Source organism: Rhizobium jaguaris, assembly GCF_003627755.1.
GTDB lineage: Bacteria > Pseudomonadota > Alphaproteobacteria > Rhizobiales > Rhizobiaceae > Rhizobium > Rhizobium jaguaris.
Genome location: NZ_CP032697.1, coordinates 196,331 through 223,309 on the forward strand (window position 1 = coordinate 196,331; position 26,979 = coordinate 223,309).

Here is a 26,979-nt window from a genome sequence, read left to right on the forward strand (position 1 = left end):
CAACACGATGGGGAGTATTGCTCCGGTACCGACACAGGCTCGGGTGGAGTTGACGCTGACCTATCTGCGCTTCATCCAGCAACGCGACGCACTGAGCCTGCTTTACTCGATCCTGCTCTTCGTTCGGCCGTTCGACTTCGACAACTCCGAACTCTCTCGCAGCAAGGCCTCGGCCGAGGCCGCGGACCAGCCGCCGGCTATCTCTGGGAAGCCGTCAGGCAGCCCGAAGTCGATCCATGGTTCGAATACACGGTCGAGGGGCCGTACCCGCTCCTGCGGCATACAGTCGATCAGTGGAAGAATGACATCGACCCGATGGTGAAATGGTGCGGCGACCGGAGCTGGGGTGCAGACAATTGTCGCTTTGCACTTAATATCAAGACTCGGCCTGCAAGAATTTCAATTAAGATAGCGCGGCAGTTAATTTGAGACTGGGCACTTAATGTGAGATTTTGGTTTGGATTTCAGCACTTAATGTGAGAACCGCCGCTGTGAATTAAAATGACTGTCTTCGGTGGATCTTCATCAGCAAATCGCAAATATCACAAAAGGTTATTGCCGCATCTGAAGGCGTTAAGCGCTGAAAATCGCTTTAACGAATCTCACGTTAAGTGCTCTAGCTCGCCGGAACAGCCGCATTCTTACGATTAAGATGGGGTGGTTGCCGTCCTCCCCCAACCGCATAGCAATATGCCAAGGTGATGTGGTGTAAGCCACAAAAGAGAGAGGTCGGCGGATGAACGATACGATGATCGGAGTGGATCTGGCAAAGAATGTTTTCCAGCTACACGGGGCGTCGATGACAGGCGTTGTGAAGTATCGCAAGAAACTGTCTCGCGGGCAGTTCTTCCGGTTCATGTCAGAGCAGTCACCGGCACGAGCGCCCATTACTGGGCGCGTGAGCTGGTGAAGCTGGGCCATGCAGTCAAGCTGATCGCGCCGCAGTACGTGCGCCCGTTCGTGAAACGGCAGAAAAACGACGCAGTCGATGCTGAGGCAATCGTCATTGCGGCTCGTCAAGCTGAAATGCGCTTTGTCGAGCCGAAGACCGCTGATCAGCAAGCGCGGGCGGTTCTGTTTCGGGCGCGTGAGCGTGTTGTTCATCAGCGAACGGAATTAGTGAACGCTCTGCGCGCCGTTCTCTACGAATATGGGCAGGTCATTCCGCAGGGGATTGGTCACATCAAGCGCATTGAGGCGATCCTCGACAATACTGAGATCGGCCTGCCCGAGATTGTGCAGGAGGAATGCCGCGACCTTCTGGCTCAGATCGGCGAGAAGACGGCCCGGATCGAAGAGAAAGCCAGGAAGCTCGCGGAGCTGTCTCGGCGAAGCGGAGCCGCCCGCCGGCTTCAGACCATGCCGGGTGTTGGACCCTTGACCGCGTTGGCCGTCGAAGCTTTCGCGCCGGCGATGCAGAGCTTCCGATGCGGACGTGACTTTGCCGCTTGGCTCGGCCTCGTTCCACGACAGTTCTCTTCTGGTGGGAAAGAAAGGCTTGGCCGGGTGTCGAAGGCTGGTCAGGCCGACATCCGCAGGCTCCTGATCATCGGGGCAATGGCGCGCCTGAGTTGGGCGGGTCGCAAACCGCCAGTACAAGGATCGTGGCTTTCGCGGATGCTCGCGAAGAAGCCGCGCATGCTGGTGGCGATTGCACTGGCGAACAAGATGGCTCGGACAATATGGGCCATGCTGACGAAGCAGGAAGATTATCGAGACCCAGCTCTGGCAATGGCGGCGTGAAAGGAAACTGCCACGGATAACCAGGACTGGCAAAGAGGTGTGAGAAGTCGACGACCTGAATGGGCGCATGATCGAACCGATCGGGAACGGGAAAACCAGTTTGGCACTTTGAGCCCGCAAGCTCGGGATTAAGATTTGGACCCGCTCCGCAGATCACCATACCGGCCAGCGGCCTTTGCAAGCGCCGCAACGAAAGGCCTGACAGAAGACCGCACTCGATCACACGTCAAAGAAGGTCAGAAACTTCTTGCTAAACGGGCGGCAACCACAGAAGTGCCAAACGACACGTTCAGTGCAGAGTAAGGGCTCACTTACGGATGAGCTCGTCGCGGTTCACGAGATCAACCGCCGTCGATCGCTTCAACTAGTCTCGGATTAAGTGCCATGACTAGCCAGAACCGCCGCATTCTCGCGATTAACTGCCATCTGCGGTCGTCAAGATGGCGTGCGCAAAGGTCGGGCCGTTCAAGAAAACTAGGAGGGACGCCAGGGACCATTTATCGTTTATCCTGAAGCGGATCCGGCACGCGATCTTCCGAACATGACGGAACGACGCTTGTGCCGCAAGGGCATGCCTATCCTCCTGCTTATCCGATCTTTCACCTACACTTTCCTTTGCCACCGGAAGTGTCCACGAACATGACCACGGACATAACGAAGCTCGCCGGATCCATTTTCTCCTCCGTTGGTATTTTCACATCAACTCTATTCGATTTTTAGCGCTGGACGCGGCCACTCTTCCCCAAAAGCTTGGTCGCGGATGCGCGTCTGCGGCGGCGTGTCGAGGACTTGCCGAATGATATCGACAAGGCCTGACAAACATTTTGCAAGCTAGTTCAACCCAGAACTGCCCTTCCATCCATTATCGCGGTCATGAAGCGATATCCGTTGCTCGCTATGTAACGCGGATCGGCCTTGAGAAGGTTCATGAATTCACGGTGGCTGTCGGTGCTCCTTCCGACCAGGCAGCCAGCGCTTGATTTTCCTAGATCTAATCTATCGCCATCGTAGCCCCAATGCTGATTGATACCAAACAGACCCTCATAAACCTTATCGCCCGCCCTTAAGTAGTCCTTGTTCAGGTCCCGGTAGACCCTCAACGGCTCGACCTGGACGAGTGCCTCATGCGCGCTCGGCGTGCCGGCTCTGTGGGTACCAACACGCCAAGCTTTGTACTGACCGAATGCAATGCGGGCCGCTCCTTTGTCGTCCATTGGATTCATCGTCCAGAACCGCCCTGGCTCCGTCGTCGCTTCCCACACCTTGAACTGCAAGGTGCCTTTATTGTCGATCCAGAATACGAGACGAATATCGTTGAAGGCATTGGGTGCGTTTGCGTTCAGCGTCCCATCTGCACTCGTGCCCTCAAGATAGACGATGTTCTTGCATTCCGGATATCGGCATATCCAGTGTTTGCTGGATATCATGTAGTCGACTACACGGTCCAACCACGCCCCCGTTCTTGGGATGGGCGCCAAGGCGCTCACCGGATTGGTGAGTGCATTTTGGATGCCCGCGGGGACTGATCCTCCATCATAGGCAATACCGTTTCGGGCGCAGTAGACCGCCAGCGCCCATTTCGAGACCGGCCCGAAATCGCCGTCCGGCGGCGGATCAAGGTACCCAAGATCCGAAAGCATCTGCTGAATTCGTTTGTCGCCAGTCAGCGCCGCGGTATCGCCGGCCGCGCTTGCGACAGGTTGCACCGAACGCGGCTGGCCGGTCGTTTGACCAAACAGTGCCGCGAGACTCGGCGTATCTGGGGATGCTGCCCAGTTCTCTTCTCCGCTAACCCGCATGGCATCGGCAAACCAGGTGACAAACTTGTCGATGTGGTTGCCGGTGCCGGTAGGGTAGCAAAGGAGGCGCCATCGATTGGCTTCCGCGGCGTCCTTGCGCAGCGAACCGGCATTGTAGGCTGCTGCGACGCGCGGCGCGTCAAAGTGGGTGTTGCCGCGTTGCTTGGCAATGTAGGCGGTACCCGCGTCGATCGACAGGCCAGGATCCAGCAGATCGTCGCCTTTGAGACTTTGCCGCCCAAGCGCATCCCTCGCGGTCCCGACGAGGGTTTGCATGAGCCCCACACTCTCGTCTTTGATCTTGGGTTCAGGTCGTCGAACGTCCGGCTTGCCGCTGCTCTCTGTGGCGATCGTGGCAACGATCAATTCGATCGGGACGCCATATTGCTTGGCCGATCGGGTGCACAGTTCGCCGTATTTCGACCAGATGTCACGCACCGTGGCTGGCTTCCCGGCACTGCCAACGGCTAGGGCCCCCTCAATCGAGATCCCCGTTGCCGTCAGGCACCAATCGACGCTTTCGGGATACATCTTGTGCGGCGTCGTCAGCTCGGGGAGCAGCTCAGCCAAGAGACTGAGCTTGGCCGGAATTACTCCAGTCGAAACCGGCCCGGCGGTCGACGGTTCAGCGGCGACAACCGGCTGGTTGGCAGCGACTGGAGGAGGTTGGATAGGCGGCGGCGTATAGGTTGGTACGTTGCGGGCTTCGGCGAGGTCTTTCATAGACTCGACCATCGCATCCGACTTTTCTTTTGAGCCCTGGCTGCTGCCCCAATAGAAGCTGACAACCGTGCCGGCGATGCCGTTTATGAAGCCCACCGCGGTGCCGATGAGACCGAATGCTGCTACGGAAAATTGGTTGTCGGCACTGAGCTCAAAGTAACCAGATGCCAGCAGAACGAGCGCGCCAACCATTGCGAGCATGCCAACTATGGCTATTCCAACCAGCCACATGCCTGCCTTGAAGACCAGAGGCGCGATGTTGTTGGCAGACTGGAAATCGCCAGCACGTGCGCGATCCTTCGTCGCAAGCTCGGCAAACTTCAGGCCGGTATCCAGTTCATATTTCCTGAGATCGTTTTCCGCCTGCGTAAGAGACAGCATCAGCTGCGGATTTGTAGAGTTCTCCTCGACTATCCTGACGACATCGTCCGGGGTGAGCACTTTGGTGTCCGATACTGCCGATCCCGCGGAGCCGGAGCCGGGAGGTATAGGAGCCGACGCACCGGCACGCTGACCATCAGGCGCAAACTGACGAAGCGCCGTCGAGGCGACCGCTGCCGCTATGATGTTGAAGGGCGGCGGAATCGCAAGCGCTGACAGAAGTGTCGGCGCAGCAGATCGCAGCACATCGGAGACGATTCGAGATAATGCCATGTCCCTTCCCTCCCGTCCGTTACAAACTCCTTTAAATGCCCTGCAACCAAAACATTATCACCTGGGTAAGCAACGCCGCCGCCGATGTCATCCGCGGAAACTACTGCCCCTGATCCGCCGACTTCGTCGGTTCCGTGTCCGAAGGGGGCTCCACACCGGACTTTTGATTGAAGAGGTAACTTGGAACGGTATCGTACATCGGTTCATCGATGCCGTTCAGAAGCATGAGATTAGCCATCATCGGCGACATCTGAACGTCGGGGAAATAGGTCGTGAAAAGACTGATCGCCTTTGCCCGGTGCGAAAAGAAATCGTAGACGCGCCGCTGCACGAAACGGGCAAGTTCCGGCTGATCGCGAGAAACGAGCAGGGCATAGGGCTCGTAGGTGTAGAACGCCGCAAACCGTTCGACATCCTGCTCTCGGCAGTCTCTGGCCACCCGCCATGAATCGAACTTCGCCTGAATGATCTCGCGGTCACCGAAATAGACCTGCTGCCGCCCTAGCTGCTGACTGCAAAACCAATCGGTGAGCGCGTTGTAGGTCGGAAAGGGACAAAGCCTCACCGGCGGCTGCCTCGCAGCCACTCCTGGCGCTTGTCGACAGCTTTCATATTGAGCAAGTTGCGATGTGCAATCCACCGGCTTGTCCGAAGAGGAGTTGGCGCCAAATAAATTGACCTCACACGCGCGCAGCGCGACCTGCTCGGCCGTCGTGTTCTCGACATAGGCAAAATCGGTGCCGGCGCGCGATCCGGAAACGCGGCGAACGAGGTAGGAAACGCCGGTGACGAACACGATCGGCGAAAAGTATCCGTCGATTGTTTCGTTGTTCCTCCAGAATCGCAAGGTGGTGGGGTCGCAGAGAATGTCGATCTTTTTTTCCTTGGGAGCGTCCGTCTGAAGGCGCTGGAACCGGTCAGCCGCGGTCACCAGAACTTCATCGAGGTGATAGGGGGAATTGGCGAAGATGCTGTAGCAAAGATCGGCGGCATAGCCTCGGTAGCGCTGGGTGCTCAAGGGGCCGGCCTTGTACGAGAAGGGCTCGGCATCCGCGCGAAATCCGGCCTTCACAGTCGTCGGTTCCGCCGCCGGCGATTGCGGATCGATCTCCTCGGCGACAGTTCTGCCGCTCAGGGCCAACGTGATCGCGAAGCTGGCGACGAGTAAGACAGAAGTGACGATGCGAGCCAATCCCAGGCGTTCCCGCATTTTCTGCTGCACCGGCCCGGTCTCAGGCGCATGCGGAGGCCAGGCGGCATTGGTGACCGCGACGAAGACGACCGTAAAGCAAACGATCAGATCCGTCAGATTGTAGAAACGATAGAGGACCTGCCTTTCGGGATTGAAATATATGGCCTTCAGCGTCTGAAACGGCGTGCAGGCGACATCTGTTAGGCAACCCGAAAGCCAAGCGAGGTTCAAACCCAGCACCACCGCCGTCGTCGTTACCGCAGCAATGGCGCCATAGACGACCGCCGGCACCTTTCCCTGGGCCCGGCGTTCCGATGCGCGTACGACAAAGCAGGCGAAGATTGCCGCGCAAACGCTCTTGGGAAGGAAAACGCCAAACGCCGACTGCTTGCGCGTGTAGAGCAAATCGAGAAAACGGTCCGTATTTTCGGCGATCAAAGCCGTCCAGAACATGGCGAGTAGCGTGAGACCGAACGCTGCCACGACGGCGGCGATCGCGATATAATAGATCATTCGTTCGGCAGATTGCCGGCGGGTGTGGAGATTTCCCAGGTGCCGGCGCTTGTCGAGGTCCGTGAGATATTGCCTGAGCGCCATAACCGCGAGCACCGGAAGCCAGAAGATGACCGCGACTTGCAGCGTTTCCAGGGCGGCGGTGGCAAAGACCGTCATGGCGGTCAGGTCGACATCGCTGAGCGGCGAGTGAAGGCCAAGCCGAGTCATAAGGGCGTATGTGCAAAAGATTGGCGGTAGCAGGATCAGAACCCAAAAGCCTGTCTCCAACCGCCGCTCGGGGGGCGCGATCTCCTTGACGGCTACCTTCAGTGATCGGTGCAAATCGCTTGCCTTGCCTCGTCTTTGGCCGGTCCAGCCGCTTGCCTCCTCCAGATACGGGCTTCGTTCGGCATAGACGGCGAGAATGGCGGCGAGTTCAAGTCGCGACTTGTCGATCTTCGCAACCGTGTCTTCCAGCATTGTTTCCACCTGCCGGCGCTGGCGGGCGTGTACCTCTTTTTCAGCCTCCTGGTCGGGCGATCCGTTCGCGACGCCTTCCTTGCTCTCCTCCGGGTAGGCGCATTCGATGAGGTCTTCGAGGGCAAGCAATGCGCTCTCCGCCGTCTGGCGTTGCTCGCGTGCCAAAGTCTGCAATTCGTCGAGAACGAGCGTATCGGGCCAGGAACCGGGATCGCGGATCGCCTCGGTCATGATTTCGAGTTCGGTCCATTTCCGAATGAGCGGAGCAAAATTGCTGGTGCGCTCCAGAAGGATGCGCAACCAGGGTTTCACGCTTTTTACTTTCTGAGCGATTGGGTCTTCGCCAGCCCTTTCTTCCGCGGCGACGCCGGGGCCATTCCCGTTCGTCTGCGCTGGCTTGTGGGAATTCCCATTTGCGAGGATTGCCTTCTGGACAGCCGGCCGGGTGTGCTGATCCAGAGTCAAAAGCAAACGGCGCGTACGCTCCTTGAGTTGCATCGGAACCCCTACCCATCCGTGCACCTGTCGCCTGAGCCAGGTTTCCACGATTTCCACGGGTTTCAGCAACGGCGCAAATCCCGCCATGCCGATCGCGAGCGTCAGTGGCCAGCTCGGGCTCGTCAGCGTATCGCGGCCGATGTCCACCTCCAGTCCCGCCATCGGGATGTAGTTCACGGCTTTGAAGACTAGGCCGCCGAAAAAGGTCAGCGCGGCATAGATCGCCACCAGGATTCCAGCGTAATAGAAGTAGGCCTGCCGCATGGCATCGCCGCCGCGCAATTGCGTTGGGGCGAGCCGCTTGACGACCTCGTAGTCGTATTCATCGGGTTGAGAACTGGGCTGCCTGAACCGTTGCCATGCGAACACGGCGACCAACGCCGCGCCTAACAGAAACGCAAAGACGAAATTCCATTCCAGCCGGACGCCCATCAGCGGCAACAGATCACGCTGCTCCGGCTGGAGCAGATGGTAGCTCCAGAGGGATACGGGAACGTCTTGCGGCCAGACATTCACGACCTTGTCGCTCACGTCCGCCCCCCAAATGCACCTTAAGCCACTGAACTGTCAGCGTTCAGCATTTCTGAACGTTGGGATCGCACTGTCCGGCCGAAAATGCGGGACCCGAAGGCACCGCTAATGCGAAAACGGACAATAGCAGGATCAACGCCAAAGAGAATCTACGCATCACATTTCCCATCAGATATATATATGAAAGTGCTAATACTACCATAGTTTGTATTGAGCAACAAGACCAATTGCGTTCCGCGTTTGGCCATTGCCTGTCAAGCTATTTGGAAAGGTGCAACGGGTGGCTGAGGGTGCTGCATGCTTCGCTTGCCTCCCACAACACGCTCTCCCAGAGCGGGTTGCATACAGCGGCTGGAGGTTTGATGCTCTTGAGCTGCCTTAAAGACCGAGCCTACGCTCTTGAAGAGATCTGAACCGGCGGCACCTCACTCAGATAGCTAAGTGCCTGATAAACCAGAATTCGTGGCATAACGCCTATTTATGGGACTTCGCGACGGGCCAAGGCGTTCAAGCTCGGGTCGTGATCGATTGATGTAAGAACGCGAGGTTCGGCATCGCGCTAGGCGACCTTGCCTTTTGCAAGGAGGTGCTGGCGAAAAATATGCCGAAACTCCTTGAAGGTGGCGAAGCCTAGAGCATTTGCGACACACACGACAGTTGAGGGAGCAACCATACATCTTTGTGCGAGCGAGGCCGTCGTGCCGAAGGCGACGACATCGGGATCAAATAAAGCGATCCGGGCAACGCGCTCTTGTTGCTCCGGAAGACGAAGGTTGGTTGCTACGATCATATCTTTCAGCTGGCCGATGTGGCTGGCTTCGCAACCGCTTTTTTCCGGTGCAACCGCTTTTTTCCGGTCCATATGACGCGCTCCATCGAAATTCCCAGAGGCTTCCGTCGTGTCAGTCGCGAAACTTGGACTGAACGAATTCGAACGCTCGTGCCGTGCACTCCTTCGGCGCCGCGACGGCAGGATCCTGCTCTGCCTCGACAACGAGCCATCCAGCATAGCCAGTGTCCTTCACGAAGCGGACGACGGGGTCGAAATCGATCACGCCGTCGCCTGGAATCGTGAACATGCCGTTCCGCACTCCCTCGTTGAAACTCAGATCCTTCGACTGCACCTCCGCGCGGATTGCCTTGCGAACGTCTTTCAGATGGATGTGAACGATACGGTCTCCAAACCGCTCGATCAGCTCCGCATAATCAAATCCGGCAGCAGCGGCGTGTCCGGTATCGAGAAGAAGCCCAGCGTCCGGCCCAGCTTCACCGATGATGGCGGAGATTTCCTCAAAGGTTTCTGCGACCATCATGAGGTGGTGATGATAGGCGAGCCTTAGCCCATAGGTGTCGAAGAGGCGCTTTCCGAACTCGGTCAGTCGCGCGGAGTATCCCGCCCTGTCTGCCTCCGGCATGAGTAACCGGTGCGACATCGGCGCATCGAGCGGCGATCCGGGCGTCATCATCGCGACCTCACCGTAGACCAGCACACTGCACCCCATGGCTTTCAAAAGTTCAGCGTGGGCGGCAACTGAGATCATTTCCTCGCCCACCGACTTCTCCGCCAGTTGGCCGGAATGCCAGCCCGAGGCGAGAGCAAGGCCGTTCTTATCGAGCAGCGGCTTCAGGACCGAAGCTTCGCGCGGAAACTTCCGTCCAAGCTCGACGCCCGCATAGCCGTTCGCAGCGGCGTCATTCAGGCACGTGTCGAGAGAAATATCGGCACCAAGATCTTCAAGCACATCGTTCGCCCAAGACAAGGGACTGACGGCCAGTCGCGCTTTCGAGGAAGGCAGGGTTGATTGCTGGCTCATTTTCATTCTCTTTCTGATTTTTGATCTGCAACTTGCTCTGCCGCCGGTCGAAGGCCTCGAAGGGGACAACGCGGCCTAGAGCTCTCCGGTCAGGAACTGGGCCCGACCTTCGCCGAAGGACCAATCCTCGTCTGTGTTCTGCGTGAAGGACACCATGACGTCGCTCGGGACGATTCCACATCGCTCCTCCAGAGCTGAACAGAGCATCTGGTAGAAGGAGGTCTTCTCCTCGGTCGTCCTCGAACGCGAGACGACCTCGACCATCACGAAACGGTCCGTGCGCGGTATATCGAGCCCGGTGTCGAGTACTCGCAGATGGCTCGGTTCATGTTCGTTCAGGATCTGATAGCGGTCTCGCTCCGGAACCTTGAAGGACTGAACCATAGCGTCGTGAGCGGCATCAAGCAGCGTGTTGATCTGGTCCCCGCTGCGTCCGCGATAGATGTGGAATTTCATGAGTGGCATGCGGTTACCTCGACCCTTAGCGTCGGCGCGCTGTCAGGCGTCACGTTTCATGATCCATTCGACTTCAGGCGCTGGAACGAAGCGCCACTTTCTCAACGGGCCGGCCATGACGTTGAGGTAGTACATCTCGAACCCATAGGGTGCGCCGCACGGGTGATGGCCGCGGGGAACCAGAACGACATCGCCGTCAGACACGGCCATCGTCTCGTCCATCCTACCGTCGTCGGTGTAGACACGCTGGACTCCGAAGCCTTCACTCGGATTGATGCGATGGTAATAGGTCTCCTCGAGGTAGGTGATGCGCGGGAAGTCATCCTCGTCGTGTCGATGAGAGGGGTAGCTCGACCAATGTCCGGGCGGCGTGAAGACCTCCGTAACCAGAAGGCTGTCGCAGTAGTCCTCGTTCTCCATCGCGATGTTGTTGATGAAGCGAGTATTCGTCCCCTTGCCCCGCTCGGTAAGCGAGATGCCGTCGGGCCCGATACGGCGCGCCTCATGGCCGTTTTTGCCTGGCGCAGAGCACACAGCGATCGTGCAATCCGTGTCCGCCCTCGCACTCCATTCGCGGCCATTGGGAACATAGAGGCAATGCGGTGGCGTCTTCTCGAACACGTTCATGCGCTCGCCGAGAACGCCCCATTCCTGCCCGGCGGCGTTGATCGCGGCCTTGCCTTCCACCATGACGAGGATCACCTCGTTCGAACCGGTCTGCTCAGAGGCTTCTTCACCTGCCCGCAGCTTGTGGAGCGAGAAACCGACATATCGCCAGCCGGCGGATTGCGGCGTTATCTCGTGGACCTTCCCGTGGCGGCCGAATGGTTTGCGTAACAAATCGCTCATCAGTGCCTCCTCAGTTCACCAGGTTTTGTGAGCGCATGTGCTGCTCGTATCTCGCTCGTGCCGCACCGGATTTTTGGGTGCGGGCAATTTCAGGCACTGCGACATCCCACCAAAAGCCCCCACCGCCTTCACCAGGGCCGGGCTTCGGATCGGTGTCGATGACGATGACCGTGGGCCGATCCCTGCCTCTCGCCTCGACGATCTGCACCTCGAGATCGGCAATATTCTTTGCCTTGACCGCATGCGCGCCCATCGAGGCGGCATGCGCGACAAAGTCGATCTCAGGCTGTGCCTCGATAGCGCAGTCCTTGTAGAGATTGTTGAATTCCTCGCCGCCGCAGTGAATCTGCAGCCGGTTGATGCAACCGTAGCCCCTGTTGTCGGTCATGACGACGGTGAATGGGATCCGGCGCATGACGGCGGTTGCGAGTTCGGAATTCGCCATCATGTAGCTGCCGTCTCCAACGAAGCAAACGACCTCGCGCTCGGGCATCGCCAGCTTGATGCCAAGCGCTCCGGCGAGTTCATAGCCCATGCAGGAATAGCCGTATTCCATGTGGTATCCGCCTTGCGCGGGCTGCCAGAGGAGCTTAAGTGCACCGGGCATCGTTCCGGCCGCGCACATGGCGATGGTCTTTTCCGTGGAAACCCTCTGAACAGCGCCGATTACCTGCGCGTCAGTCGGCAAAAAGCCCTCCGGCTTGCGCTCAGGGGCGGCGCAGTGCGCGTCCACCTTCGACAGCCAGACTGTCCTCGATTTCGAATTGAAGGAAGAGGCCTTGAAGCTGCCAAGACGTCGCGAAAGCTCCTCCAATGCCACTTTGGCGTCAGAGATCAGTCCGACCGCACCGTGTTTGTCAGCGTCATAAGCCTGAGTGTTGATCGAAACCAGCCGTCGCCCCGATTTTCCGAATAAAGCCCATGAGCCTGTGGTGAAGTCCTGGAAACGGGTGCCAACGCCTATGACGAGATCGGCGTTCGCACACAGTTCGTTTGCTGATGCCGAGCCGTCGACGCCCGCCGCCCCGAAATTCATGGGATGGGCTTGAGCAAGCGCGGACTTGCCCGCCTGTGTCTCGACGACCGGGACGCCGTGGCGTGTCGCGAAATCAGCAAGCGTGCTTTCTGCCTCGGAGTAGATCACCCCACCGCCGCAGACGATGACGGGGCGGGTCGAAGTGCGGATGAGGTGTGCAACGTCTTCGACGTCGCGTCGATCCGGCTCGGGGCGGCGGATGCGCCAGATCCTCGGTTCGAAGAACTCCTCTGGGTAGTCATAGGCTTCCGCCTGTACGTCCTGGCAGAACGCAAGCGTCACAGGCCCGCAGTTGGCGGGATCGGTCATGACGCGAATAGCGCGTGGCAGCGCGGTGAGGAGCTGCTCGGGGCGGTAGATCCGGTCGAAATATTTGCTGACTGGTCTCAGGCAGTCGTTCGCCGACAGGCTGCCGTCCTCAAAGTCCTCGACCTGCTGCAGGACCGGATCCGGCCGGCGATTTGCAAAGGCGTCGCCGGGTATAAGAAGCACAGGAAGCCGATTGACATGCGCCAGAGCGGCTGCCGTCACCAGATTTGTCGCTCCAGGGCCGATCGAGGAGGTTACGGCATGTGCACGCCGGCGCTTTTTCGCCTTGGCATAGGCAATCGCGGTATGGGCCATGGTCTGTTCGTTCTGACCTCGCCAGGTCGGCAGCGCATCACCGATGCCTTCGAGAGCTTCACCGAGCCCTGCGACATTGCCATGCCCGAAAATCGCCCAGACGCCTTCAATGAAACGATCGCCCTCCTCGGTCATCTGGACGGAGAGATAGCGCACCATCGCCTGCGCCGCGGTCAACCGGATGGTAGACATGTCAGTTTCCTTTCGCAGTCTTGCGCGCCATATCCCAAATGCCGCAGAGGCGTTCGAAGCGGGCCGCCATGTCGGCGACCGCAACCTGATCCGACAGATCGCCCTTCATCCAGGCACGCGCGACATCGCCGAAGATCGTCCGACCCACGGCGAATCCCTTCACGAGGTCGAAGGAGGCGGCCACCTGAAACGAGGCCGCAAGTTCCGCCTCTGGAGCGTCAAGTCCGAGGACGACGATCCCGCGAGTGTTACCGTCATTCCGCTCGATTGCCTGAATGGCGTTGTTCCAAGCTTCGGTCGTCTTCATCGGCTCAAGTTTCCACCAGTCGGGATAGACGCCGATGTCGTAGAACTGCTGAATAAGGGTGGCGTTCGTCTCATCATTCACTGCCGAGACCTTCGACGGGATGATCTCGAGTAGGAACTCCAAGCCATTGCGACGCGAGGCTTCGAACAGCCTCTTGACCGTCTCCTCCTGGGCGGCACGTTGCTCCGTGCTATCGGAAGGATGACAGAAGCAAAGGACCTTCACGACGTTATCGCGAGCCCACTCCTCGAGGCCTCCGCAATCAAGTCCAAGTTCGGGCTCCAGCTTCAGCGGGCGCGATCCCGGCCATTCGCACGGACGTCCGAGCCAGAGACCCGTTCCGGCGGCGGCATGCAAAGCACGTCGCCCGATGCGATTGTCGCAGAGAATTCCATATCCCGGCCTGCCGTTCTGAACGCGCTGCGCCGCCTGCAGGCACAGCAACTTGAAATCTCCGCCACGCTCCAGCGTGTAGCCGGGCATTTCCTCGAGTTGCATGCGGTGGTCAAAGGCAAAGACATGCATGCTCGACCATTCACCGCTTCGGTTCGTCGACCAGTGAATTTGCTCCAGTTCACGGTCGTTGCGCAGATCGGGCCGCTTCACGCCTCGCGCCAGAAAGAATTCCAACTCCTCAAGGCTCGGATAGGCCGGCGTGCAGCCGTGACGGCTGACCGCGAATGCCCCGCACGCGTTTGCATATTCGAGGGCTTTCGGCCAGGACTGACCGCCGAGCCAGCCCTTCAGAAGGCCGGCAAAAAAACCGTCGCCGGCACCGAGAACGTTGAATACTTCGATGGGAAATCCCGGCCCTTTCTGCGCGTCGTCAAGGCTGTTCGGGATCCAGTCCTCAATCGCCACGGCGCCCATTGCTCCGCGCTTACAAATCAGCATGGCATCCGTGGCCACTCTCACGGCCCTGAGAGCATCGATCGTGGTCGTCGATCCACCCGCAATGTGAAACTCTTCTTCAGTGCCGACGATAAGGTCAAAAAAATGCAGGGTCGACTGGAGCTTCTCAGTGACCGCGCGGCTTTCAACAAACCTGCTCTCGCCGTCGCCATGGCCTGCAACGCCCCACAGATTGGGGCGATAGTCGATGTCGAGCGCCGTCTTTACGCCATGCTTGCGGGCGAGCTTTAGCGCCTTCATCACCGCGGCTTCTGTACGGGGGTTGGACAGGTGCGTTCCTGTCACCACCAGAGCCCCCGCCTTGCCGATGAAATCCTCGTCGATATCGTCTTCGCCTAGCGCCATGTCGGCGCAGTTTTCGCGATAGAAAATCAGCGGAAACTGGTCTTCATCGCGAATGCCGAGAATGACGAGCGCGGTCAGGCGCTCCGGGTCGGTCTTGACGCCCTCGCAACTTACGCCCTCGCGCTCAAGCTGCTCGCGTATAAAGCGGCCCATATGCTCGTCGCCGACGCGCGTGATGACAGCGCTTTTCAACCCCAGGCGAGCCGCCCCGCAGGCGATGTTGGTCGGACTTCCGCCAATATACTTTCTGAACGACCCCATGTCTTCCAGCCGGCCGCCGACCTGGGCGCCGTAAAGATCGACGGAGCTGCGGCCGATCGTTATCACATCGAGGGACTTGTTCATGAGCGTTTCCAATTTCTTTGACGTAAGGCGAACCGCCATTGGCGAGGGTCCTGCCACAGGGGAACTTTATGTGTCGGCACTTCGAGGATCACTGATCATTTGATCTTGTCGCGAGTTGCGCGACGGTTGCCGGCGGACCTCCTGTGCGACCGGCGGCCGTTGACCTACTTAACCCAGCCGCACGGGCTGCTTTTCGAAGACGGATTTGATTGCAGCCAGAGCGATTGCGAGCGCGTTGCGGGCATCGATGCCTGTCGGTCCGTCCTTGACTTCGCCGTGTCTTACGGCATCGACGAAGGACGCCAGCTGAGCGGTGTAACCCTGAACAAAGTGATCGGTATCACGGCGCCACGTATCGTTTGACACGCCGTCCTTATCAAACAGCGTCATGCTGGAACGACGAACATCGCCCATGGTGATCATGCCGCCGGAACCAAACACCTCGCCGCGGATGTCGTAGCCATACATTGCGCAGAAGTTGGCTTCCGCAACGGCGATTGAACCGTTGTCGAAACGGATGTTGACGACTGCCGTGTCGAGGAAGCCTTTCTCACGGGCATCCGGTCGAACAAGGGCGTCAGCCATCGCGAAGACTTCGACTGGCTTCGCCCCGGGATTGAGCCATAGGAGCGTATCGAAGTCGTGGATCAGCGTTTCATAGAAAATCGTCCACAGCGGGATCTTGTCAGGATCGGCGCCGAAAGGACCAGGATCGCGTGTCAGCGAGCGGATAAGCTGAGGCGCACCGACCTTTCCTGCATCGATGGCGGCGCGTCCTTCGGCGAAAGCGCGATCCCAGCGGCGGTTGAAGCCGACCTGTAGCGGAACGCCCGCGGCCTTTGCTGCAGCGATCCCGCGGTCTGCGTCTTCGAGCGTCAGGGCCATTGGCTTTTCGCAGAAGACCGCTTTGCCCGCTTCGGCAGCCTGCACCAGGACGTTGGTGTGGAAGCGCGCGGGTGTGGCAATGATGACGGCGTCGAGGCCGGGATGAGCAAGCATCTCGGCGACGTCGATAAACGCGGCGTCGACACCTAGCTCGTCTGCGAGCTTCGCTGCCGCGCCAGGCGCAGGATCGGCGATAGCAACCAGATTGGCGTCCACAAGCCGCTTGGCGATGCTTTCGCCATGGAAGGAGCCGATACGTCCCGCACCGATGAGACCCACATTGACATTTTTGACCTTGGCCATGAGATTAGTCCTGTTTGCTGAATTAGAGAGTGAAAGCTTCGCGGAAGGCTACGAGCGCTTCGTCGGAATCTCCGGCGGCCCAGGCTTCCATTCCGATCGGGCCTGAATAGCCCATCCTGTTCAGCGCCTTGGCGACGCCCTTCCAGTTGACTTCGCCGGTGCCCGGCTCGCAGCGACCGGGAACGTCAGCGACCTGAATTTCTCCGATCCAGGGCAGCGCCTTACGGCATAGCTCGATTAGGTTTCCCTCGCCGATCTGCGCGTGATAGAGATCGAGGTTCAGGCGCAAGCGGGGATGGTTGATGCTCGAAACGAGTGCGAGCGTGTCTTCCGCGCGGCCGAACGGAACGCCGGGATGATCGACGGGGAGGTTGAGGTTCTCGAGCGTGAAAACGACATTCTCTTCTTCGGCCATGTCAACGATGCGAAGAAGCGTGTCCTGCGCTTTCAGCCACATTGCTCCTGTAACGACTTCAATCGGCTGTACCGGGAGCCCACGATCACCGAGACCCGTCCCATGCAGATTGAGTCGTTGAACGCCGAGGCGCTTGCCCACCTGGGCGGTCTCGCGGGCAGTCTTGAGCAGTTCGTCCGCCCCTTCGCTGTCTGTGAGACGTCCTCTCAGATAGCCGTTCATGATGGTGAAGTTTGCGCCCGTTGCTTCCAGTTTGGCGAGGTCGTGTTCGGGCCAGTTCCAGAGCCCGACGCCGAAGCCCAGCTCCTTCAGCCGGGATGCACGCCATTCAATCGGGCGGTCTCGCCACAGCATCTCGGCGCAGGCCGCCAACGGAAATGCGGTGGTATTGGAGTTGCTCATTGGGGTTTTCCTAATTTTTGGATATGGGTGTCCTTGGCCCGGCGCTGGCGCGCCGAACCTTGTTTGCTTTTTGGAAAAGCTCGTTAGATCGTTCCGCCGAGTTCCTGAGATACGGACTGCAACTCCTTGCCACCCGCCATCAGGTTCTGGAGTTCGTCGATGCCGATCTCGTTCTTGGCAAAAGTTCCGAGCGTCTTGCCGCGATTGAGGACGGTGAAGCGGTTGCCAACGGCGTAGGCGTGGCGAACGTTGTGAGTGATGAAGATCACCCCCAGTCCCTTGTCGCGAACCTGGTTGATGTAGCGTAGGACCATGGAGGTCTGGGCAACACCCAAGGCGGATGTCGGCTCGTCGAGGATTAGAACTTTGGCGCCGAAATAAACGGCACGGGCGATGGCAACGCACTGACGCTCGCCACCCGAAAGGGTGCCGACAGCTTGCTGCGGATCGCGGACGTCAATTCCGATCTTGTGCATCTCGTCGCGCGTTACGTTGTCGGCGAGTTCCATATCCATCGTCTTGAACGGGCCAAATCCCTTCAGCGGTTCCCGTCCCATGAAGAAGTTCCGGGTGACGGACATCAGCGGGATCATAGCGAGGTCCTGGTAGACGGTGGCAATGCCTGAATCGAGCGCCTCACGCGGGCCGGAGAACACACGCGGTTGTCCCTCAACGAGGAAGTCGCCAGAGCTCGGCTTGTAGACGCCAGCAAGCGTGTTGATCAGAGTGCTTTTGCCTGCGCCGTTGTCTCCAAGGAGGCAGAGGACTTCATTGGTGTGGACCTTCATCGAAACGCCGTTGAGCGCTATCACGGATCCGAAGTGTTTGACGAGATCCTTGACCTCTACAATGGGGGTGCTGGAGTTGCTCATCACCGTTCTCCCGTGACGCGCTTGCGGATGACGTTGTTGAAGATAACCGCGATCAGCAGCATGCCGCCAAGGAACACGAGGTACCAATCCTGGTCGATGGAGGTGTAGGTCAGGCCGATCAGCACCATGCCGAAGACGATGGAGCCAAAGAATGCACCGATCGCCGAGCCATAGCCGCCGGTCAGCAGGCAGCCACCAATGACGGCGGCGATGATTGCCTCGAATTCCTTCTGGAAGCCGCGTCGCGCGTCGGTCGAACCAGCATCGAGCACCGTCAGGATCGCGACGAGAGTGGCGCAGAGCGCGGTGACGACGAAGAGCGTCGTCTTCACACGGCGGACCGGAACGCCAGACTTTTGCGCCGCCCACGCGTCGCCGCCGGCCGCGAAAATCCAGTTGCCGAACCGTGTCCTTAGCAGCAGCCAGGTTGCGCCGAGAGCGATGGCAATGAACCAGAGAATTTCGACGGGAACACCGGGAACCTGCGGCGCACCGCTTGGGAGCTTGGCGATCACGCCGATATCGGCCAACCAAGTGAACAATCCTGAAAACGCGTCGCCAGAAAAGATCGGCGCGAGCGGGCTATTGGCCGCCGCTTCTTTCATTCCGCGAAGCTGGGTCGAGCCGCCGCTGGCCCATTTCAGGCCGACGAGCGTCAGGCCGCGCAAGATGAAGAGGAATGCGAGCGTCACGATGAACGAAGGCAGACCCGTTCGAATTGTGATCTGCGCATTGGTGACACCGATGCAAACCGCGAAAGCCATCGAGATCAGGATCGCGACGCTCAGCGGAAGGTGAAGCACGACGAGCGCCGTGCCGAAGACGAGGCCCGCGAACGCCACCATCGAACCGATGGAAAGATCAAACTCCCCGCCGATCATAAGCAGGGCGGCTCCAATGGCCAGGATGCCGAGCTGCGCTGCTGGAGCCATGAAATTCATTATGCCCGCCAGCGTGAACATTGCGGGGTTCGCCGTGAAGACGAAGAAGATTGCTACGAGCACCAACCCGGCAACGGCTCCAAGTTCGGGGCGGCGCAGGAGGGAGGTGACGGTGGACACCTTCTTCAGCCGCTCATCGGCGCGTGAAGCTGTCACGCCGTTTTGGTTATTGACGAGGGACATGGCCCGTTCCTTTGAGAAAGGTAGATCAAATAACGCGGACGCCAGAGTTTACGATAGATCCGATGGGCATCGCACGCCAGCAGAGTGGCGGCCCCCGGGAGGTTGGGGACCGCCGGGCTTCGCTTAGCGAATGCCCTTGGAGGACTTTTCGATCACGGAAGCCGCTGTGTCCTTCTCGACGAAGCTCGGGCCCGACGGGACATTGCCTGCCGGAATGGTGCCGTAGCGTGCGTAGAGCGCGAGGAAAGTTACAGGGAGATAACCCTGCAGGTAGGGCTGCTGGTCGACGGCGAACAATGCCTTGCCGTCAGCCACCGCCTGGAGGAAGTTTGCCGAGAGGTCATAGGAGGCGACCTTTACCTTGTCGGCAACACCCATCTTCTCGACGACAGCGACTGCGCGCTCGCCGACGAGCGGAGCCGAGAGGCCGAGGACGACGTCGATCGACGGGTCGGAGGTCAGCGCTGCCTGGATCTTGGCTTCAATCTCAGCCGGATCGGCGGTCGTCGGAAGCACGGTCACCTTACCGCCTTCAAAGCCTTTCTCGGTGCCGGCGCAGCGCTGGTCGAGAGCGGCATTGCCGACTTCCTGATTGACGCAGAGCACGTGCTTGAGGCCGAGAGACTTGAGCTTGGCGCCAACCTTGATGCCTGCCGGGGTTTCGTCCTGACCGACATGCAGTTTGATACCGAGCTTTTCCTGAGCGGCGATGCCGGAGTTCATCGAAATGACCGGGATGCCGGCGGCGACAGCCTTTTCGATCGCCGGACCAAGCGCGTCGGGGTCAGGATTGGAGATAACGATACCCGCTGGATGCTGGTTGACGGCAGCCTCGATAAGCTGCGCCATCGCAACCATGTCAAACGTTTCCGGCGCGCGATAGTCGACCTTGACGTTGCTGTCCTTGGCGGCCTGCATCATCCCGTTCTTGACGATAGACCAGAACGGGTCGGAAGCCTGGCCGTGCGTAACGGCGATAATGCTCGGCTGTTCCTGAGCTTTTACGCCGACGGAGCACGAGGCGGCGATGCCGACCGCGACAACACCATAGGCGAGCTTCTTCCAAATCGATTTCATGTTGTTCTCTCCTCCGAGCCGATCCACTCCCATGGACGGCTAAACGAATGCTACCGGGTGCTTTTCTATTGCTACCGGGTGCAAGCAGATGCATAATAACTTGGAATAGGCTAAAAGCAAGCATTCATTTCATCAAAATTAGCGAATGGAATGTCTGTTCTATTTTTGGATGGAGGCGCAATGCGCAAGCGGGCAACGGCAAAACAAGTGGCAGAGGCTGCAGGCGTTTCGAAATGGACGGTGATCCGTGCGTTTACACCGGGTGCATCGATCACTGAAGAAAGCAAGCGCAGAGTGTTGGAGTCGGCCGCGCGGCTGAACTACACGCCAAACCTATTGGCGCGCAGCTTGGCGACAAAATCGACGGGCCAGATCGCGGTGTTCGTGGACGACTTTGCAAATCCGCAGAAGCTTCCGTTTCTCGAGACCTTGACCGAGCAGTTGCAAGCCGTAGGGCGCGTGGCGATGCTCATCAATATCAATAACCACTTCGACCACGTCCATGCGCTTCTTCACGCCGATCAGAGGCAGGTTGACGCAATCATTCTGTTCGGCACGGCGTTTCGCGACGAAACGCTCACTGATCGGCAGCTTGGAAATGGCACCCCCCCGATGTTCGTCCTTGCTCGTGACAGCCAGATCGACGGGGTGCCGGCTGTCGTTTGCGACGCCGAACTTGCACTTCGCGATATCGTCGACCACCTCTATAGCAGAGGTTATAGGCGACCCGGCTTCATGAGTGGCGCTCCCGCACTATCGACTGCTCTCAGACGGCGTGAATACTTCAGTAAGTTTTGGTCCGAGAAGGGTATCACCCATGTTGAGCAGCTCTCTGCCCAGAAATACAGCCTCCAAGCCGGGGCTTTGGGTATCCGCAACTATCTCTCGGACACATCCGGAAAAGAGCGCATCGACGTGTTGATGTGCGAAAACGATATCCTGGCTTTGGGAGCGATGGATGAAATGCGCGGCCGATTCGACTTGCGAATTCCTGAAGACATCGCCGTGGTTGGTTTCGACAACTACGAGCTTGGAGGGTCATCGGCGTACTCCCTAACGACCTATGAGCAGCCACTTCGGGAGATGGTCAGCATAATCATTCGCATGATCAAAGGCGAAGTCGATCCGGAAACGGTCACTTTGCCGGGAGAGCTTGTCGTTCGTTCGTCGACCTGAAATCTGTCCGTCGCAGCACACGGCTGCCTCTGTGGGCGACGCTAGTGCTCGCTTCTTCGGTCGCAATGCAGCGACGGTAGTCAGAGCGTTTCGTAACTTGCCGGCAAGCCCCCCACTTTCTGTGACTGAGGGCGACGAAACCGCCGTTGCGATGAGAACCCGCCGGTGGACAACCTCTGTTATCCGAACTGAGGTCTCCAGCAAATCGCAGCGCACGTTGTCGCAGAAGAGGCTTAGCCCCGCTTTTGACGGACCGTATGCACCCATGTTTGGATAGGGCGCCTGACCGCCGCTGGAGCCGATATAGATCAGATGACCCGCTTTCGGGTCACCATGCCCGGCAGCAGCGCTCTGGTCAGATGCATCGGCGCGCCTTGAGGTTCACGTCGGTCATTGCATCAATTTCCGCGGGATCGATCTCTTGGAAGGTCGCGCGGGTAAGAAGTATCCTGCGTTGTTGACCAGCATATCACCTCGACGCCTCGAGCGCTCTAGCCGTGAGCTTTTTGGAGGCCCCTGGTCAAGGAACCGACTGACGTTCTTGCGTCAGCCCTGCCGATCATCCGACCTTGCCTTCCAAGCCCGCTCGAAATCGAAGACCGTCCATGAACAATCCCACCATCCGGCGCGGCTCGGTAGGCTCGCCGCAGCTTGGTGGCACGCACAGCATTCCGACCCCGTGCAGGAGTTCCGCAACCTTCACACCGTCTCGGATCCGCCCCGCCGCGGCCGCGGCGTCTAGCAGTTTTTGAACCCAGGGTCCTAGCCGCTCAAGAAAATAGACTGGCAGGCCCTCCAAGGCGGGATCTCCTGGGTTGAATGCCGCCGCCAGTCCCCGGTGAGCCGCGATAAAGTCGACATAGCGCTCGACCCAGTGCTCCAGCGCCTCGCCTGGCGAGTACTCGGCTGCGAGCGACTGTGCCGCCTCGACGGACTCTTCGACCTCTTGGCGAAACACGGCAACGACAAGATCGGAGCGCGCTGGAAAGTGGCGGTAGAGTGTGCCGACTCCCACACCTGCCTTGTCGGCGATCCGACGAATTGGCACGTCGAGCCCTTCTTCGGCGAACACTTGGGCAGCGGTTTGAATAAGCGAGCCGATGTTGCGTTGCGCGTCTGCGCGACGTCGCCGACCAGAAACCTGATCCGCGACCCGATTCGAAATGTTTTTGTCTCCTGGCATAATACCCCTTGCTAACCGGAATATGATTCCGTATATACCTAAGCGGACGAGCGTTCCGTATATCGCATGCGGAGGGTTCGATGACAAGTCCCACGGAGCAATCATTGATGAATAGCAAACCAGTCGCGCTCGTTACCGGAGCAAACAAGGGGATCGGCCTGCAGATCGCGAAAGATCTGGCACGGCAAGGTTTTGCAGTTATCATCGGTGCACGCCAACTTGAAGCGGGCGAGAGCGTCGTTCAAGCCGTCGGGCCCGACGCCCGAACAGTTCAACTTGATATCACCGACGAGGCGTCAATCGCCCGTGCCGAGGCGCGCATCCGCGAATTGCATGGTCGGCTCGACGTTCTCGTCAACAACGCTGGTGTGGGGCATGGTGGTAATCCGGGACGAAGCAACGCCCAGATCATGGCGGAGACGCGTTTGTCTGTCGTTGATCTGACCGAACTGCAGGCTGTATTCGCCACAAACGTTTTTGGAGCCGTTGCCGTCACACAAGCGATGCTGCCGCTTCTTCGCGAAGCGCCGGCGGCGAAGATCATCAACATATCCAGCTTGACCGGCTCGCTGACTCTCAATGATGATCATTCGAACCCGCTTCGCCAGTACACCAGCACATATACGGTCTCGAAGAGCGCCCTAAATGCGTTCACGCAAGCGCTCGCAATCGAGCTCGAAGGCACCAACATCAAAGTTCACGCCGTTTGCCCGGGTCATACCGCCACGGACATGAGCGAATATGGCGGGCCAGTCGAGGACGCAGCCCGCGAACCGGTGCGCGTGGCGTTGCTTGGAGCGGATAGCCCTACCGGCACGTTTTCGAACGCCCGAGGCGCGCTGCCCTGGTGATCCAGTAAGCAGCCTCGCCGCCGTTAAACAGAACCGCATAACTATCCAACAGTGTCGTGATCATTTCGACGTGCAACCCGTCAGGAGAAGCTCGTGCCTAAGACAGCCAAATTTGTGCAGTTCCACCGCCTTGGGGGACCGGATGTTCTCAAGGTCGAAGACCTTCCGATCCAGGAGCCAGGAAAGGAGGAAGTCCGCCTGCGCATCAGAGCATTCTCTCTGAACCGCGCTGAAGCGCTCTTTCGAACCGGACATTACGTCATACAACCGCAGTTTCCGTCCAAGCTCGGCTACGAAGCCTCCGGCGTCGTCGAAGCCGTCGGCCCCGGCGTGGATGAAAATCTGATCGGGAAGGTGTTCAGTACCATCCCGAACTTCAGCTTCAGCCGCTACGGCGTCTATGGTGAAATCGCCGTTGTGCCCGTCACGTCGCTGGCTGCCTATCCCGATCATCTCACGCCGGAAGAAGGCGCATCAATCTGGATGCAATATCTTACGGCCTATGGGCCGCTGGTCCATCTGGGCAACGTTTCAACAGGCGACTTCGTCTTGCTCCCGGCGGCGAGCAGCAGCACCGCGATCGCGGCAATGGAGATCGCGAAGGCCGAAGGGGCCAAGAGTATCGGCATTACGCGGACAGCAAGGAAGAAGGACGATCTCCTCTCGCTGGGCTACGACCATGTGATCGTGAGCGATGAAGAGGATACCGTGAAACGCGTCGCCGACATCACCGACGGCGAAGGCGCCCGCGTCATTTATGACCCCATTCTTGGAAGCGGAATGGAAATCCTGGCGCAAACGGCCACCTATCGGGGTATCTACTTTACCTACGGCCTATTGGATCCTCGGCCAGCTTCCTATCCAACATTTTCGGCAATGTCGAAAGCGCTGACGATTCGAGCGTGGGCGGTACCTGAGCTCTTTCACGACCCCGAAATGTTGAGGAAGGCAAAGGAATATATTTTCAGGCGCCTCAGTGAAGGGACACTGAAACCGAAGGTGGGCAGGGTCTTTGCCTTGGACCAAATTGTCGAAGCGCATCGCTTCATGGACTCAAACGACCAGATTGGAAAGATCGTCGTTAAGGTCGGGTAAAATGGCCGTTGAAATCAAGCCGACTCGTTGGGACACATCACGCGGCCTGCGACCCCGCAACGTGGGCAATTCCTTTTAACTAACGGCCAAATCCAACACCCTGAACTCCGGCCTCAGCGAAGTCTGGCTCGGAATACTTGGAGACCAATATGTGTATCGCATGTTTTATGCAAACCAAGCACCAAACAATGGCGGCAAAGCTGGGGCGGCCGATGAGTTCGTCAGCCATGGAAGCTTTGATCGACAAGCCGGGACCGATCGAGGTTGACACCATCCCCAGCGCGGATTGGGTGGCTCCTCTCTCCGGATTGCTCAATCTCAAGCACCCCGCCGCCATCAAGGCCGGTCTGAAGGATCGGGAGGAACCGATAGAGATTTATACACACCTTCTGCGGCATCCGGTCCAAGGCGCGTTCATGATCGACACCGGCGTTTCAAAGCGCTTCGTGCAGGATCCCAAGGGGGTCGGGGTGGGCCTGGTGATCCGGAAGTTCGCGAAACTCGACCGGATGAAGGTTCGCAACGAACCCCTGTCTGCCATCCAGTCGAAGGGCGTTCCGCTCAAAGGCGTTTTCATGACACATCTTCATTTCGATCATGTTTCCGGCATGCCAGATATTCCGCTCGACGTACCCTTCTATACCGGCTTTGGAGAAGCCAATACCAAACAGTTGCAGAACGTCTTCGTCCAAGGGATGGAAAATAAGTTCTTTGAAGGCAGGCCCGCCATTCAGGAATTTCAATTCGCCAAGGATCCCAATGAAAAATTCGATGGCGTGATCGATGTTTTCGGTGACGAAACGCTCTTCTCCATCTTAACTCCCGGGCATACTGCCGGCCATGTTTCGTTCGTGGCCCGCACAGCCGGCGGTCCGGTTCTTTTGACCGGTGACGCCTGCCACACACGCTGGGGCTGGGACCACGGCGTTGAACCGGGAACCTATACGTTCGACCGGGTGAAGGAACAAAAGAGCTTGCTCGCCCTGAAGGCGTTGAGTGAGCGTCACCCCAAGATGGAAGTGAGGCTCGGTCATCAGCCTTAGGGCCGGCGACGACGCGGCCGCGCGCGACAAGCCGCGTCGGTGACATTCGCGATGAAGTGCAAGGGCAGTCCATTAAGCAGCACGCCGACGAACACGGCGCCGACCACCATGCCGAAAATGTTCGGACGCCGCTGGTCGAGCACTGCAAAGCCGTTCAGCGAGGCCGCGACGGCGTCCATCAGCATCGAGCCGTCGGACGACCGTTTGTTATCATCGACGATCGCGGTGGGGTTATGCATTCTTGCGGATGTCGATGCAGTCCGCCTAATGATACAGTCCCAATCGAACCTCTGGCACGGAACAACGCTCCACGAATTCGTGTCGACAGACGGCACCGTTACCGTCAAAGCTGCGAGCATCGTGACCGCATACTGCAATTGTCACCGGCGTCGCTGCAGCGAGCGGCAGCTCCTATTGGCACGATCAACTCGACAAGGTCCGCAATCTAAAAGGTCTCTCCGAGTAATTCTCGAACTCGCCAAATAGCGGCCTGGAGGCGAGAAAAGTCCCTGAGTGCCGCGCAATCTGCCATCCCCAACGGTCGCCCGTCAGCCGCTCCCCGCTGGGATCAGCGCATCTGAATTTCAAGGGCTCAGCGTTGACGCCGCGCAAGCTACTACTCAGCTTTGTCGCCAACCGGCCAGTACTGTCCCTGCAGGTCACTCAGCAGCCAGCTGGCGGCCATCCCAAGCGGTCCATCTCTCTTGTATGCCGCATAGATGGGCAGCCACCCCGGCGTAACAGAGGAGTCATCGATTACGATCTGTTTGAGGCGACCGTCTGCCAGGTATTCCTTTACAAGATGATGGGGCATGTTGCCCCATCCAAAGCCGGCAAGAATGAATTCAAGCCGTCGGGCGATATCTATGAACCGCCACACTCTTGGGCTTACAACGCCGAAGCTTTGTCCGCCAGACTGGCTCGAATCCGTTAAAATCAATTGCACGTGCTCCGACAATTGTTCTCGTGTTGCCGGTCCCTTTGTTTGCGCGAGCGGATGGTCTGGCGCGACAACCGGAATCAATTCGATCGACGTTAACAGATGGGCCCTCAAGCTCTGTGCAGTCACGGGCGTGATCATCCCAATAGCGATGGCCGCGCTCCCGTCACGCAAACGCCTCTCCGCAGACCATGGCCCATCGGTGAAGAGCGAAACCGTTAAATCCGGGAATTCTGCCTGGAGGCCCTTCAGACTGCCCATTATCGGCTCCGACGGCACCATGCTGTCGATGGTGAATCCCAATTCGGCTTCCAGCCCAGCTGACATCGCTCGTGCAGTCCGCCCGAAGAGTTCGGCTTGGCGCAACACTTGACGCGCCTGGGTCACCAAAACACGACCGGCTTCCGTCAGCTTGGGTATCTTGCGCGTGCGGTCGTATAACTCGACCCCATGAATTCGTTCTAATGTCTGGATCGCATGACTAACCGCGGATTGAACACGGCGAAGTTTGCGCGCAGCGGCGGAGAAGCTCCCGGTCTCATCGACGGTCACCAAAACGCGCAGCTGATCAAGGGTGAGAGCGTCAATCATCCATCTATCTCCAGCATAGATGGATTA

General features: G+C 58.6%; 20 protein-coding genes and 3 pseudogenes. 6 read left to right on the top strand and 17 right to left on the bottom strand.

Annotation, left to right across the window (positions count from 1 at the left end):
- The first annotated feature begins 7 nt into the window (after positions 1-7).
- The gene (locus CCGE525_RS37645) at positions 8-322 is read left to right on the top strand and encodes a hypothetical protein (RefSeq protein ID WP_162950471.1); all 315 of its coding nucleotides are present in this window, start codon (positions 8-10) and stop codon (positions 320-322) included.
- A 414-nt stretch (positions 323-736) separates the two neighbouring features.
- Positions 737-1,743, top strand: a pseudogene (locus CCGE525_RS37650) (IS110 family RNA-guided transposase).
- A gap of 836 nt (positions 1,744-2,579) precedes the next feature.
- Here CCGE525_RS37650 and CCGE525_RS37655 read toward each other — a convergent pair.
- The 13 genes from CCGE525_RS37655 to CCGE525_RS37715 all read right to left on the bottom strand — a co-directional run bounded on the left by CCGE525_RS37655 (position 2,580) and on the right by CCGE525_RS37715 (position 20,073).
- Entirely contained in the window at positions 2,580-4,706 is a 2,127-nt protein-coding gene (locus tag CCGE525_RS37655) for a peptidoglycan-binding protein (protein WP_162950472.1), read from the bottom strand.
- 313 nt (positions 4,707-5,019) lie between these two features.
- Entirely contained in the window at positions 5,020-8,115 is a 3,096-nt protein-coding gene (locus tag CCGE525_RS37660; protein ID WP_120709343.1) for a type 2 periplasmic-binding domain-containing protein, read from the bottom strand.
- Positions 8,116-8,674: 559 nt separating this feature from the next.
- Entirely contained in the window at positions 8,675-8,977 is a 303-nt protein-coding gene (locus tag CCGE525_RS37665; RefSeq protein WP_120709344.1) for a MurR/RpiR family transcriptional regulator, read from the bottom strand.
- Positions 8,978-9,017: 40 nt separating this feature from the next.
- Positions 9,018-9,929: a myo-inosose-2 dehydratase gene (iolE, locus tag CCGE525_RS37670; RefSeq protein WP_120709345.1), complete on the bottom strand. Its 912-nt coding sequence runs from the start codon at positions 9,927-9,929 to the stop codon at positions 9,018-9,020.
- 75 nt (positions 9,930-10,004) lie between these two features.
- Positions 10,005-10,394, bottom strand: coding sequence for a tautomerase family protein (locus tag CCGE525_RS37675; RefSeq protein ID WP_120709346.1), 390 nt, complete (start codon positions 10,392-10,394; stop codon positions 10,005-10,007).
- 33 nt (positions 10,395-10,427) lie between these two features.
- Positions 10,428-11,234: a 5-deoxy-glucuronate isomerase gene (gene iolB / locus CCGE525_RS37680; RefSeq protein WP_120709347.1), complete on the bottom strand. Its 807-nt coding sequence runs from the start codon at positions 11,232-11,234 to the stop codon at positions 10,428-10,430.
- Between the two features lie 10 nt (positions 11,235-11,244).
- Complete coding sequence (gene iolD / locus CCGE525_RS37685; RefSeq protein WP_120709348.1) at positions 11,245-13,086, bottom strand: 3D-(3,5/4)-trihydroxycyclohexane-1,2-dione acylhydrolase (decyclizing); 1,842 nt, start codon at positions 13,084-13,086, stop codon at positions 11,245-11,247.
- A gap of 1 nt (position 13,087) precedes the next feature.
- Positions 13,088-14,995, bottom strand: coding sequence for a bifunctional 5-dehydro-2-deoxygluconokinase/5-dehydro-2-deoxyphosphogluconate aldolase (locus tag CCGE525_RS37690; protein ID WP_120709349.1), 1,908 nt, complete (start codon positions 14,993-14,995; stop codon positions 13,088-13,090).
- A 168-nt stretch (positions 14,996-15,163) separates the two neighbouring features.
- Positions 15,164-16,183: a Gfo/Idh/MocA family oxidoreductase gene (locus CCGE525_RS37695; RefSeq protein WP_120709350.1), complete on the bottom strand. Its 1,020-nt coding sequence runs from the start codon at positions 16,181-16,183 to the stop codon at positions 15,164-15,166.
- A gap of 22 nt (positions 16,184-16,205) precedes the next feature.
- A complete protein-coding gene (locus CCGE525_RS37700; RefSeq protein ID WP_120709351.1) occupies positions 16,206-17,000 on the bottom strand; it encodes a TIM barrel protein in 795 nt (264 codons plus the stop codon).
- Positions 17,001-17,083: 83 nt separating this feature from the next.
- On the bottom strand, positions 17,084-17,872 hold the full coding sequence (locus CCGE525_RS37705) for an ATP-binding cassette domain-containing protein (protein WP_120709352.1): 789 nt from the start codon (positions 17,870-17,872) through the stop codon (positions 17,084-17,086).
- On the bottom strand, positions 17,872-18,996 hold the full coding sequence (locus CCGE525_RS37710; RefSeq protein ID WP_120709353.1) for an ABC transporter permease: 1,125 nt from the start codon (positions 18,994-18,996) through the stop codon (positions 17,872-17,874). Before CCGE525_RS37710 ends, CCGE525_RS37705 begins: the two co-directional genes overlap by 1 nt.
- Positions 18,997-19,119: 123 nt before the next feature.
- The gene (locus CCGE525_RS37715) at positions 19,120-20,073 is read right to left on the bottom strand and encodes a sugar ABC transporter substrate-binding protein (RefSeq protein WP_120709354.1); all 954 of its coding nucleotides are present in this window, start codon (positions 20,071-20,073) and stop codon (positions 19,120-19,122) included.
- Between the two features lie 180 nt (positions 20,074-20,253).
- Between CCGE525_RS37715 and CCGE525_RS37720 the strand changes: the two genes are divergently transcribed.
- Complete coding sequence (locus tag CCGE525_RS37720) at positions 20,254-21,249, top strand: LacI family DNA-binding transcriptional regulator (RefSeq protein WP_120709355.1); 996 nt, start codon at positions 20,254-20,256, stop codon at positions 21,247-21,249.
- A gap of 156 nt (positions 21,250-21,405) precedes the next feature.
- Here the strand turns inward: CCGE525_RS37720 and CCGE525_RS39780 are convergent.
- A pseudogene (locus CCGE525_RS39780) lies at positions 21,406-21,720 on the bottom strand (SDR family oxidoreductase); the annotation flags it as partial.
- A gap of 88 nt (positions 21,721-21,808) precedes the next feature.
- Positions 21,809-22,432: a TetR/AcrR family transcriptional regulator gene (locus CCGE525_RS37730; RefSeq protein ID WP_120709447.1), complete on the bottom strand. Its 624-nt coding sequence runs from the start codon at positions 22,430-22,432 to the stop codon at positions 21,809-21,811.
- Between the two features lie 107 nt (positions 22,433-22,539).
- Between CCGE525_RS37730 and CCGE525_RS37735 the strand changes: the two genes are divergently transcribed.
- The 3 genes from CCGE525_RS37735 to CCGE525_RS37745 all read left to right on the top strand — a co-directional run bounded on the left by CCGE525_RS37735 (position 22,540) and on the right by CCGE525_RS37745 (position 25,421).
- Entirely contained in the window at positions 22,540-23,283 is a 744-nt protein-coding gene (locus CCGE525_RS37735) for an SDR family NAD(P)-dependent oxidoreductase (protein ID WP_120709356.1), read from the top strand.
- Between the two features lie 93 nt (positions 23,284-23,376).
- Positions 23,377-24,378 (top strand): zinc-dependent alcohol dehydrogenase family protein, encoded by a 1,002-nt coding sequence (locus CCGE525_RS37740; protein WP_120709357.1) that lies wholly within the window; start codon positions 23,377-23,379, stop codon positions 24,376-24,378.
- A 227-nt stretch (positions 24,379-24,605) separates the two neighbouring features.
- Positions 24,606-25,421, top strand: coding sequence for an MBL fold metallo-hydrolase (locus CCGE525_RS37745; protein WP_245472495.1), 816 nt, complete (start codon positions 24,606-24,608; stop codon positions 25,419-25,421).
- 59 nt (positions 25,422-25,480) lie between these two features.
- On the opposite strand, the pseudogene CCGE525_RS37750 reads toward CCGE525_RS37745, so the two are convergent.
- Positions 25,481-25,621, bottom strand: a pseudogene (locus tag CCGE525_RS37750) (ABC transporter permease); the annotation flags it as partial.
- A gap of 416 nt (positions 25,622-26,037) precedes the next feature.
- Positions 26,038-26,952 carry a LysR family transcriptional regulator gene (locus CCGE525_RS37755; RefSeq protein WP_120709359.1) on the bottom strand — a complete coding sequence of 305 codons (915 nt, stop codon included), beginning with the start codon at positions 26,950-26,952 and terminating at the stop codon, positions 26,038-26,040.
- Positions 26,953-26,979 lie beyond the last annotated feature (27 nt).